Below are 9,806 nucleotides of genomic sequence, written 5' to 3' on the forward strand. Positions count from 1 at the left end.
AGCGCCGTCCGCGCGGCGCTTCGGCCTTCGCCGGCGGCTCGGTTTGGGGTCCGCAGCTCGCGGCCACAAGCGAAGCCTGCGCTTGCGGCATCAGGCCGGGCTCGGGGGCGAGCGCCTTCATCACGATCAGACCGGTGGTGCTCGGGGAATCGATGATCAGGCGGTCGGCGGCGGTGATCTCTTCGTCCTCCGGCAGCTCGTTGTGCTGCGGCTCGGTCATCAAATCGAGCTCGATCACCTTCTTGCCGGCCGAGCGGTCGTTGATGGCGTAATAGGCGATCTCGTTGCGGGTGTAGAACGACACCGAGGTGTAGGCCTGGCTGACGGGGACCGTCAGCTTGATCGGCCCGTTCGACAGATCGTAGCGGCAGATCGCCAGCGCAAAGGCCGGGTCCATGAACGGCATCGGCGAGGTGCTGGGATCGGCGAGCGGAAGCTGGGTGACGCCGTTGAGCTTCGTCATCGGCGTCAGCCGCGAATAGGCGTCCTGGGTCGCGATCCGCGGCAACGCCAGCACGCTGACGAGATGGACCACGAGGCCCAGCACCACGCCGGCAACGATGGTGAACAACAGCCGGATCATGAGCAGCCCGCCGTCGTGATGGTGGGCATCGGCGCGTCGCGCTGGGTGCGGGTGGCAACGCCGACCGGGGTGTCGTAGAGCCGCAGCATCAGCGCGTAACGCTCGATGCCGCCGGTCGGCAGCCAGTTGCCGGCGCGCGAGCGCGAGGCGATGCGGATCTCGAACGAGCCGTCGGACTGCCGCACGATCTCCTGGCTGGTGAAGCCGTAGCGCTGCAGCGAATTCGGGACGAGATGACCCTTGCGGTCATAAAGCGTCAGCGTCCAGAACCGTGCCGGCGGCGTCACGCCGGAGACCACGACGTCGCAGCGGCCGTCGAGCACCTTCTTCTTGTCGTCGGCAGTCGCGGTGAAGGCGACGCCGTCGCCGGTGCCGATCGGCAGCTCGCCGTTGCGCACGATGGTGGCGCGCGAATAGGGATCGACGTCGGCGGTGCCGGTGCGCGGACGCGCGGTCCACGGGCCGATGGTCAGCGCGCCGATCTCGGTGCCGCGCGTCGTCGTCATCCAGGTCGCGCCGACGCCCACCACGGTTGCGAGCAGAAGGGCCGTCAATGTGATCAGGATCAGCCGCACTTGTTTCGATCAGTTCTTGCGCGGGGCGGATGCGTTCGCATTTTCTTCCGCATAGTTCTGCGGGAAGGCGAGCGCGCTCGTGGACGATGCCGGCTTGGCTTGCTTGGGATCGGTGGCCGCCGATTTGGTCGCGGTCCTGGCAGCGTCATCCAGCAGCTTCTCGACCCGCACCAGGACGTCGGCGCCGCGCTTGGTCAACACCGGCGGCGGACCGGGCTTGGTCTCCAGCACCTTCGGCGTCGCATTGGCCTGCGCGTTGGCGATCCGCTCGGGCGGCAGCTTCTGGCCCATGCCGATGCCGGCGATTTCCCGGACCTCGACGCCCTGATGCGCCGCGAGCATGATGTCGTGCCAGGTCTGCGCCGGCAGCGAGCCGCCGGTCATGCGGTTGGTCGGCGAATAGTCGTCATTGCCGTACCAGACCGCGCAGGTGAAATTGCCGGTGTAGCCGACGAACCAGGCGTCGCGATACGCATTGGTGGTGCCGGTCTTGCCCGCGGTCGGAATGCCGTCGAGCGCGGCGCGGCGCGCGGTACCTTCGCTGACGACGTGGCTCATCATGCCGGCCATGTCGGCGGCCACCGAGGCGGGGATCGCCTGGCGCGGCTTCGGCCCGTCGCGGTCCCAGCGCCAGACCGGATCGCCTGCGCCGGTGCGCACTTCGAGCACGGAATGCGGCGTCACCGCCTTTCCGCGGTTGGGGAAGGTCGCATACGCCACCGCGTGCTCGAGCACGGTGACTTCGTCCGAGCCGATCGGCAGCGACGGCGTGTCGGGCAGCGGCGCCTTGAGGCCGAAGCGGCGCGCGACCTCGACGATCTTGGCGCGGCCGACCTTTGCCGGGTTCTGCGCTTTGGGCTCGTTCTTCTGGCCGATTGCGATCGACAGCTTGACCGGCACGACGTTGATCGAACGCGTGATCGCCTGTGTCAGCGTCACTGCGCCGGAATAGGAATGGCCATAGTTCTGCGGGCACCAATTGCCGATGCAGACCGGGCCGTCCACCACAATCGAATTCGGCGTGAAGCCGTTGAGGAGCGCGGTGGTGTAGACGTAAGGCTTGAACGACGAGCCCGGCTGGCGGTAGGCGTCGGTGGCGCGGTTGAACTGGCTGGCGCCGTAGTCGCGGCCGCCGACCATGGCGCGAATGCCGCCGTCGAGATCGGAGACGACGGTCGCTGCCTGGGTCGCGTGATAGTCGCGGCCGAACTGGCGGAGCTGGTTCTCGACCGCGTCCTCCGCAGCCTTCTGCACATTGGTGTCGATCGCAAGCCGGACCACGAAGACGCGCTCGGTGTAGGATTTCGGGAAGGTGTCGACCAGCTTGCGCATCTCGTCGAAGGCGTAGTCGAGATAGTAATTCGGCGACGCCTCGTAGCGGCGGTCGACCGCGAACGCGGGATTGCGGCGGGCGCCGAACACCTGGCCCTCGGTCATGAAGCCGGCGTCGACGAGGTTGTCGAGCACGACGTTGGCGCGGGCGCGTGCGGCGGGCAGGTTGATGTGAGGCGCGTATTTGGTCGGCGCCTTGAACAGACCGGCGAGCATCGCGGCTTCGGCGAGCGTCACGTCACGTGCCGACTTGTTGAAGTAGAAATGCGCGGCGCCGTCGACGCCGAAGGTGCCGCCGCCCATATAGGCGCGGTCGAGATACAGCTTGAGGATCTCGTTCTTGGTCAGGCGCCATTCCAGCCAGACCGCGAGGAAGGCTTCGTTGACCTTGCGTTCGATGGTGCGCTCGTTGCTCAGGAACAGGTTCTTGGCGAGTTGCTGGGTGATCGAGGAGCCGCCCTGGCGGACGCCGCCAGCTTGGGCGTTGGTGACGAGCGCGCGCGCGGTGCCGGCGATGTCGATGCCGAAATGCTCGTAGAAGCGGCGGTCCTCGGTCGCGAGGGTCGCCTTGATCAGCACGTCCGGAAAATCTTCCAGCGGGATCGAATCGTTGTGCTTGATGCCGCGGCTGCCGATCGGGTTGCCGTAGCGGTCGAGGAAGGTCACCGCGAGGTCGGACTTCTTCAGCCAGTCCTCGTCCGCGGTCTCGCGGAAGGCCGGGATGGCGAGGGTCAGCATCACAACCAGGCCGCCGAGGCCCAGCGTCGCAGCCTCCGACAGCGGCTCGATGAACACCCAGCGCTTCCAACGCCCGACATAGAAGCGGTCCATGAAGGTCGAGTAGCGCTCGTAGAGCTCGCGGATGCCCTTGGCCGAGGAGAACAGCGAGGAGTCGATGCGCGCATCGAGGTCCAGGAAGAAATTCCGGATCCGGGCCTTCCAATGCGGTGGTATGATCTGGCGCACCTAGAACCCTTGCGGCTTGGTTCGAAAGCGTTCAAGCACCCGGCCGGGGCGGCATCGAGACGTCTTGCGGGAGTGTTGCGGCAAACCCAAGGCGCCCGGCCAGCGACGGTGGGGACTTGCTGTTCCTTCTAGCCGAGCAGGGCCTATAAACCAATGGTCACGCTTGCGATTTTGAACAACAGGCCTAATTGACCCCGGTTCATTACGGGCCTCACGCGGGCGTTGCTTGCAGCCCCGCGGCCGCACGCCCTAGATGGCATCAGCCGTAGCTCTTTCGAACTTTTGTTGAGGCGCATGACCGCAGCTCCCAAACGACCTTCAGGCCAGGAAGGATTCTTCTGGAAAACCAAGACCTTGGAAGAGATGTCGGGGCCCGAATGGGAAAGCCTGTGCGACGGCTGCGGCCGCTGCTGCCTGAACAAGCTCGAGGAAGATGGCACCGGCGACATCTATTTCACCCATGTCGGCTGCAAGCTGCTCGATGGGGTGACCTGCGGCTGCAAGGACTATGCGAATCGTTCCGACAAGGTTCCGGACTGCGTCCGCCTGACCCCGGCCAATGTCCGCACCCTGAACTGGCTGCCGCCGAGCTGCGGCTACAAGCTCGTCGCGGAAGGCCGCGACCTCTATTGGTGGCATCCGCTGGTGTCAGGCGATCCCGACACCGTGCATGAGGCGGGCGTCTCCGTGCGCGGACGGGTCGAAGGCAGCGAGGTGGAGATCCCGGACGATGAGCTCGAGAACCACATCGTGCAGTGGCCGGCGCAGCTTCCGAAACGGGCCCGGCTGAAGCGACGTCCGAAGGACTGATCCGCCTGCGAGATCGACGTCGCACCGGCGCGGACGCCCAGCATCTGGCGCAGCATATTGATACAATCTGAGATTGTGATAGACTGGCGCCGTTTTACGGATCCGTTTTTCTCTTGGCTTCTGTTTTCAGTCCCCACTTGGGGCGCAAATCTTTTGGAGAGCCATATGGCAAAGTCGCAAAAGCAGGCGAAGAAATCTCCCGTGGTCAAAGGTCAGGCCCGGCCATTTTGTCAGAACGGCCCGAGAGTCCTGCCGCAGCTCAGTCCGGCTGTCATGGCGGACACCCTTCGCGCACGTGCGATTATCTCGAGCCGATCCAAGTGGGTGAACGGCACGGTCCTGCATTATTGCTTTTTCACCTCGGGTCACTTTGAAGTTCCCAGGGCCCAGGCGGACGCGGTACGCAAGGCCTTCGCGAAATGGAAGGCGGTAGGCATCGGCCTCGAATTCCAGGAGGTCTCCCGACTCGCTGAAGCCGAAGTGCGAATTGGCTATTCAGTGCCAGACGGATCGTCGGCCTCGCAGGTTGGCAGGGACGTGCTGCAGGTATCCCAGACCGAGCCGACCACCGTGTATGGTTGGGATCTGACCTCGCAATATGGCAGCGGCACTGCGCTGCACGAACTCGGACACGTGCTTGGCATGGAGCACGAGCATCAAAATCCCTTCGCCGGCATCAAGTGGCATGAGGAGGCTGTTTACAAGTCGCTGGGCGCCCCGCCCAACAAGTGGAGCCGCTCGACGACGTTTCACAATATCCTGGAGAAGCTCACCCCGCAGCAGGTACAGGGTTCAACATGGGACCCGGATTCCATCATGGAATACGAGTTTGAGCCGGGGCTGATTGCGGAGCCGAAGCCTTACGAGACCAATGGTCTGGTTCCTCCGGGGACGCTCTCCGCCGGAGACAAGCAGTGGATCCGCCGTTGGTATCCGCCGCTACAGCCAGCCTTGACGACGCTTCAGCCCTTCCATCCGGCCGTGGTCGATCTCGCCGCTGGTCAGCAGATGGACTATGCGATCAAACCCAGCGCCTCACGCAAATATACCATCGAGACCAAAGGGCCGTCTGACGCAACGCTGGTCCTGTTCGAGGAGGTGAACGGAACGCCGCGGTTTCTCGTGGGCGACGATGATAGCGGCGAGGATCGAAACGCGAGGATTTCCTACAAATTGTTCGCCGGCCGAAGCTATATCGCCCGGCTGCGACTAGTGCATCCAGGCCCCTCGGGCAAGACGGCACTGATGTTTTCCTAAAGGTGCCCTGGGACGTCGCAGGGCTGCCAGCAGCGACGGGGGTCCTGCGACTCTCACCTGGGTCCGTACGCCAATCGTCGCGATGGCCCGACTTTGGGATGCACCCATGCGCCGCGGTGCCTGCCTGGGAAGAACTTTGCTGTCTACATTGGACTGCATAGAACGAATCCTTCGCGGCGTTGCGCCGCCCCATGGCTTCCGGTCGAGATGAACAAGTTCGAGCGGCAGAGCAGTTCTGCCGACACCCAGACATTGCCCGACGACATCGCCGAGGAATTGTCACGCCTTCCTAGCGAGGTCTTGAGCGTCGATGACGCTCCCTCGCTCGCGCCGCCGGCACCACTGTCGCAGGACGAGGTCCGCACCATTGTCATCAGCCTGATGCTGACGATGTTCCTGGCCGCACTGGACCAGACCATCGTCGCAACCGCGCTGCCGACCATCGGACGCCAGTTCCACGACGTCTCCAATCTCTCCTGGGTCATCACGGCCTATCTGCTCGCCTCGACCGCGGTCGCGCCGGTATTCGGCACGCTCAGCGACATCTACGGACGCCGCGTGATGATCATCATCTCGCTCAGCCTGTTCGTCGCGGGCTCGGTGCTGTGCGCGATCGCGCCGAACCTGCCGATGCTGATTCTCGCACGCGGTCTCCAGGGACTGGGCGGCGGCGGCATCATGCCTGTCGTGCAGACCGTGATTTCCGACGTCGTGAGCCCACGCGAGCGCGGCCAGTACCAGGCCTATTTCTCCAGCGTGTGGATGGTCGGCGGCATTCTCGGCCCGGTCATCGGCGGCGTGTTCGCCGAGCATCTGCACTGGTCGATGATCTTCTGGATCAATGTGCCGCTCGCGGCCGCGGCGATCGCGCTGCTGCTGCCCAGGATGAAAAAGATCCCGGTGTTCCACCGCAAGCGCAAGGTCGACTGGCTCGGCGGCGTGCTGCTGATGGCCTCCGCCGTCGTTTTCATGCTGGTGCTGACCTGGGGCGGCACGCGCTTCCCGTGGCTCTCGCCGACCGTACTTGCGATGGTGGGCGGCGCCGTCGCGCTCGCGGTCACTTTCGTATGGCACGCGCGCCGCGCCGACGAGCCGTTCCTGCCACTGCCGCTGCTCGGAGGATCGGTTGTGCCGTTCGGGCTGACGGCGGGCGGCTGCGCGCTCGGTGCGATCACGGGCCTCACGGTGCAGCTGCCGCTCTACTACGAGGCGGTCTATCACCTCAGCGCCAGCGAAGCGGGCCTCGCGCTGATTCCGCTCGCGGCGGTCTCGACCGTCGGCGCGGCCGTCGCCGGCCGCACCATGGCGCGCGCCAAGCACTACAAGCGGGTCGCCATCGTCGGAACGTCCTGGGCTGCGCTGTGCGGCCTCGGCCTGACGTTGACGACGTTGCCGCTCTGGGCACTGCTGACACTGATGGCCGCGTTTGCGCTTGGCCTCGGCACCACCTTTCCGGTCTGCGTGGTCTCGGTGCAGAATTCGGTCGCCCGTCCGCAGGTCGGCACCATCACCGGCGCCTTGAACTTCTTCCGCTCGCTGATGTCCTCGTTCACGGTCGCGGCGTTCGCGGCCATCCTGCTCATCGCCCTCGGTGCCGACGTTCCACTCGCCGGCGAGCATCACGGCGCCGTCAATGCGATCCCCGCCGAGGACATGCGGCATGCGTTCCGTTACGTGTTCGGCGCCGCCACGGCGCTGATGGCCGGCGCCGCGCTCTGCCTGATCATGATGGAGGAGCGCCCGCTGGCCGGTCCCTCCGTCACGCAGCAGGTGGAGATGGCGGAGTAAGGGTTAGCCACCGCGGTCGGGATCATCGTCGCCATTGCCCGCGCCCGTCTTCCGCGCTTTCGTCGCGAGCTGGTACTTGAGCCGTGCGAGCGCTTCGGCAGACCAATCGCCGACATCTGTGACCGCGACCCAGCCATCGACGTAGTGTTCGGGCGCGTAGACATGGCCAAAACCCATCGGCGTGTTGGTTGCGACCGCCATGTCGAGAGCGAGCTGCAGCATCGTGACGATGGGGTACCATCGCAGTTCCGACGATACGTCAGGCCCGCGCGGTGCGTCCATCCAGGCCGGCGCCTGATAGGCGTCGCCGTAGTCGAAGAATGTGATCGCGTCACTGGCATATTGCAGATAGACCACGCGCATCGGGCCCCAGGGCGTATCCGGCGGCACCGTCGGTCCGTTCTGGTTCATGAAGCGCACGAAGCGGCCGTCGCGGAATTTTGGTAGCCACGCCGGTGATCCTGGATTGCGGTTATCGGTAATCGAGCGCCAGATGCGGCTCTCGAATGGCGCTCCGCTCCATAGTGCGCCGGCGATGGGATCGCCGATTGTTTCGAACAATTCTACGGATTTTTCCGAGTTCATGGCGCCGAGGCTGAGCCCGTGCAGATACAGCTTTGGCCGCTTGTCCTTGGGTAAGCTCGTCCAGTAGCCGTAGATTTCGGCGAACAGCGCACGCGACGCCTCCGCTCCGTATTCGGGCTGAAACAGCAGCGACAGCGGGCTGTTGAGATACGAATATTGCATCGCGACGCTCGCGACATCACCATGGTGGAGATATTCCACCGTATCCATCGCGGATGGATCGACCCAGCCGGTGCCGGTCGGCGTAACGACGATCAGGACCTTGCGTTGAAAACCGTGCTGGCGCTTGAGCTCCTCGAGCGCAAGCTTGGCGCGCGCCTGGGCCGTGTCGCGGCTGCCGAGACCGACATAGACGCGCACGGGATCCTGCGCGGGCTGTCCCGTAACGGCGCTGATCTCTGTCGCGTTCGGACCCGAGGCAATGAACCGGCGCCCCATGCGCCCGAGTTCCTGCCACTTCACCAGCGACGCAGAACTCCCGGTTCGATTGGGGGCGGCCGGTTGCGGCCGCTCGGGCTCTTGCAGGGCGTCGAGTTCGCGGAAGGAGGAGTCGAGCGCGTTGAACGCGGTCCGGACCAGGACGTTGCTGGCGATCGACCAGAACAGCAAGCCTGCGATCAGCACACCGAGGACATTGGCGAGCTTCCGCGGAATCACGCGCTTTGTGCGTACGGCGAGGAAGCGGGCGACAAACGCGAACAGCCGCCCCAGCACCAGCAGAACGGCGAACGTGATCAGGGCGATGACGCAGACCTTGAGCGGATGCGCGGTCTCGACCGGCGTCATCTTCATCACTGTGCGGATCGAATTCTGCCATTCGGCGGTTCGCCGCAGGAAGATAACGACGACCAGCAGGCAACCGGCTGTGACCAGCGCATTCGCAATCGATCTCGCCCGCGGCGAAGGTTCGGGGAATTCGAGATAGTGCCATAGCCGGCGCCACAGCACGCCGGCGAAATAGCCGATCGCAAAACAGCCGCCGGCAAGCGCGCCTTGCGTGAGATAGCTCCGCGGAATCAGCGTCGGCGTCAGCGCGGCAGCAAAGAACAGAGCGCCCAGCATGAGGCCGACACCGGACAGCGAGAGCAATTGCCGTCGAACGAGCCAAGCCAGATTCGTCACGGCATCCTCCGGGCGAGTTTATCTCTTGTTCTGGTCTGAAAAGCTGCTCTGTCGCGGCAGCTGGATCGTGAATTCCGTGAACTTGCCCGGCTCCGTCGCGACGTCGATGGTGCCGCCGTGCTGCTTCACGACGATGTCGTGGCTCATCGACAATCCGAGGCCGGTGCCTTCGCCGGCCGGCTTGGTGGTGAAGAACGGATCGAACATCTTTTCCTTCACCTCGTGCGGAATGCCGGTGCCATTGTCGCGGATGCGGATCTCGATGCTGTCGCCCCGGTTGCGTGTCGCGACGATCACCTCCGGCTCGTAATCGGCGGCGCCGGCATCCGACTTGCGCTTGGCCACCGCGTGGAAGCCGTTCGAGATCAGGTTCAGCAGCACCCGGGTGATCTCCTGCGGAAACACTTCCGCTTGCCCGGCCGCCGGATCGAGCTCGCGCTTCAGCGTCACGTCGAACTGTGGCTTCTCGGCGCGGGCGCCGTGAAAGGCAAGGTTGAGGCTCTCTTCGACCAGCGCGTTGATGTCGCTCAGCCGATGCTCGCCGCCGCCCTCGCGGGAATGCAGCAGCATGTTCTTGACGATGGAGTCGGCGCGCCTGCCATGCTGCACGATCTTCGCGAGATTGTCCTTCAACAGTCCAGTCAGCTCGTCGACCTCGCTGCGGACGTCGTCCGCGAGCGGGACAGGCGCGAGCGCCTCGTTCAGTTCGTCCGTCAGTTCGGCGGACAGGGATGCAAAATTGTTGACGAAGTTGAGCGGATTCTTGATCTCGTGCGCGATGCCGGCCG

General features: G+C 64.7%; 8 protein-coding genes. 3 read left to right on the forward strand and 5 right to left on the reverse strand.

Translation table 11 applies throughout. The features are described from left to right. The 3 genes from IVB47_RS32235 to IVB47_RS32245 all read right to left on the reverse strand — a co-directional run. A partial coding sequence (locus IVB47_RS32235) for a DUF1254 domain-containing protein (protein WP_247467526.1) occupies positions 1-583 on the reverse strand: 583 nt, incomplete at its 3' end. Further along, complete coding sequence (locus IVB47_RS32240) at positions 580-1,158, reverse strand: DUF1214 domain-containing protein (protein WP_007593444.1); 579 nt, start codon at positions 1,156-1,158, stop codon at positions 580-582. The genes IVB47_RS32240 and IVB47_RS32235, both read right to left, overlap by 4 nt. Before the next feature lie 9 nt (positions 1,159-1,167). Then, entirely contained in the window at positions 1,168-3,456 is a 2,289-nt protein-coding gene (locus IVB47_RS32245) for a PBP1A family penicillin-binding protein (RefSeq protein WP_247288818.1), read from the reverse strand. A gap of 294 nt (positions 3,457-3,750) precedes the next feature. Here IVB47_RS32245 and IVB47_RS32250 point away from each other — a divergent pair, with 294 nt between their 5' ends. From IVB47_RS32250 to IVB47_RS32260, 3 genes are all read left to right on the forward strand, one after another. Further along, entirely contained in the window at positions 3,751-4,266 is a 516-nt protein-coding gene (locus IVB47_RS32250) for a YcgN family cysteine cluster protein (RefSeq protein WP_027569103.1), read from the forward strand. Between the two features lie 165 nt (positions 4,267-4,431). Next, positions 4,432-5,523, forward strand: a complete 1,092-nt coding sequence (locus tag IVB47_RS32255) for a M12 family metallopeptidase (RefSeq protein ID WP_247467527.1) — start codon at positions 4,432-4,434, stop codon at positions 5,521-5,523. A gap of 207 nt (positions 5,524-5,730) precedes the next feature. Continuing rightward, positions 5,731-7,311: an MDR family MFS transporter gene (locus IVB47_RS32260; RefSeq protein WP_247467549.1), complete on the forward strand. Its 1,581-nt coding sequence runs from the start codon at positions 5,731-5,733 to the stop codon at positions 7,309-7,311. Between the two features lie 3 nt (positions 7,312-7,314). On the opposite strand, the gene IVB47_RS32265 is transcribed toward IVB47_RS32260, so the two are convergent. Beyond that, on the reverse strand, positions 7,315-8,958 hold the full coding sequence (locus IVB47_RS32265) for an alpha/beta-hydrolase family protein (RefSeq protein ID WP_247468175.1): 1,644 nt from the start codon (positions 8,956-8,958) through the stop codon (positions 7,315-7,317). Between the two features lie 78 nt (positions 8,959-9,036). Beyond that, positions 9,037-9,806 (reverse strand): ATP-binding protein (locus tag IVB47_RS32270; RefSeq protein WP_247467552.1); only part of this gene is annotated, 770 nt, incomplete at its 5' end.

The organism is Bradyrhizobium sp. 62 (assembly GCF_023073035.1).
Lineage (GTDB): Bacteria > Pseudomonadota > Alphaproteobacteria > Rhizobiales > Xanthobacteraceae > Bradyrhizobium.

Excerpts from the sequence above, each read along its gene's own strand:
- IVB47_RS32250 (WP_027569103.1), top strand. The coding sequence starts at position 3,751 with ATGACCGCAGCTCCCAAACGACCTTCAGGCCAGGAAGGATTCTTCTGG.
- IVB47_RS32255 (WP_247467527.1), top strand. The coding sequence starts at position 4,432 with ATGGCAAAGTCGCAAAAGCAGGCGAAGAAATCTCCCGTGGTCAAAGGT.
- IVB47_RS32260 (WP_247467549.1), top strand. The coding sequence starts at position 5,731 with ATGAACAAGTTCGAGCGGCAGAGCAGTTCTGCCGACACCCAGACATTG.
- IVB47_RS32265 (WP_247468175.1), bottom strand. The coding sequence starts at position 8,958 with ATGCTGGGCGCTCTGTTCTTTGCTGCCGCGCTGACGCCGACGCTGATT.